This is a genomic window from Burkholderia sp. AU4i (assembly GCF_000466765.1).
In the GTDB taxonomy this organism is placed as follows: domain Bacteria; phylum Pseudomonadota; class Gammaproteobacteria; order Burkholderiales; family Burkholderiaceae; genus Burkholderia; species Burkholderia cepacia.
The window spans coordinates 1-1,465 of record NZ_ASSI01000455.1 but is presented as its reverse complement, the minus strand read 5'-3'; the positions used below and the strand labels follow the sequence as shown (position 1 = coordinate 1,465).

Sequence of the window (1,465 nt, the reverse complement as noted above, 5' to 3'; positions counted from 1 at the left end):
CGATCTCCGCGTGATCGGCGTCGCCGCATGGATCGCGGCGGTCGTGCCGCCGGTCGCCGTCGCGGCATGGCTCGCGGCCGTGCTGCCATGGCCGCTCGCGGCCGCGCTGCACATCGCCCTGCTGTGGTTCGCACTCGGCGCGAAAAGCCTCGCCGACCACGTCGCGCCGATCGCCGCGGCGCTGCTGCGGCGCGACCTCGGCGCCGCCCGCACGCTCACCGCGCGCATCGTGTCGCGCGACACGAGCGACGCGGACGAAGGCGCGCTGTCGCGTGCGGCCGTCGAATCCGCGCTCGAGAACGGCAACGACGCGATCTTCGGCGCGCTGTTCTGGTTCGTCGTCGCAGGCGGCCCCGGCGCGCTGCTGTTCCGGCTCGCGAACACGCTCGACGCGATGTGGGGCTACCGCACGCCGCGCTTCCTGACCTTCGGCTGGGCCGCCGCGCGCCTCGACGACGCGCTCAACTGGATTCCCGCGCGCCTGACGGCCGCGAGCTACGCGCTGCTCGGCGACACGGCCGCCGCATGGCGCTGCTGGCGCACGCAGGCACGCCACTGGGACAGCCCGAACGCGGGCCCGGTGATGGCCGCCGGCGCCGGCAGCCTGAACGTGCAGCTGGGCGGCCCGGCCGTCTATCACGGCGAGATCGAGGATCGTCCGGCGCTCGGCACCGGCGCGACGGCGAGCGCCGTCCATATCGTCGCCGCGTTGTCGCTCGTCACGCGCACGCTTGCCCTGTGGCTCGCGCTGCTGGTCGCGAGCGGCGCACTCGTCATGGCCACCCATCATGTCTGACACCCGCATCACGCACGGCGGCAACCTGCATGAAGCCGCACGCCGCCACGGCATTCCGTACGACACGTGGCTCGACCTGTCGACCGGCATCAATCCGGTCGGCTATCCGGTGCCGCCCGTCCCGGCCGACGCATGGCGCCGGCTGCCCGACGACGGTGACGGCCTCGCGGCCCACGCCGCGCAGTACTACCACGCGCCCGATCCCGCGCACGTGCTGCCGGTGGCCGGCAGCCAGGCTGCGATCCGCGCATTGCCCGCGCTGCTGCCGGCCGGCGACGCCGGCGTCGCGACGCTCGCGTACGGCGAATACGCGCCCGCTTTCGCGCGACACGGCCATCGCGTCGTCGCGCTCGACGTCGGCGCCGACACGTTGCCTGCGACGCTGCGCCACGTCATCGTCGGGAATCCGAATAATCCGACCGCCGAATTCGTGCCGCCCGAACGCCTGCTCGGCTGGCATGCGCAACTGTCGGCGCGCGGCGGCACGCTGATCGTCGACGAGGCGTTCGCCGATACGGGCGCGACGCAGTCGCTCGCGCCGCAGGTCGATCGCCCGGGGCTCGTCGTGCTGCGGTCGGTCGGCAAGTTCTTCGGGCTCGCCGGCATCCGCGCAGGCTTCGTGCTCGCGTGCCCCGGCCAGATCGTCGCGCTGCGCGACATGCTCGGCGC

2 protein-coding genes are annotated in these 1,465 nt (G+C 73.7%); both read left to right on the top strand.

Annotated features, from left to right (window positions below):
• Positions 1-796 (top strand): adenosylcobinamide-phosphate synthase CbiB (cbiB, locus tag L810_RS43465; RefSeq protein WP_042978500.1); only part of this gene is annotated, 796 nt, incomplete at its 5' end.
• The coding region (locus tag L810_RS43460) for an aminotransferase class I/II-fold pyridoxal phosphate-dependent enzyme (RefSeq protein ID WP_042978499.1) at positions 789-1,465 on the top strand (677 nt) is incomplete at its 3' end. The genes cbiB and L810_RS43460, both read left to right, overlap by 8 nt.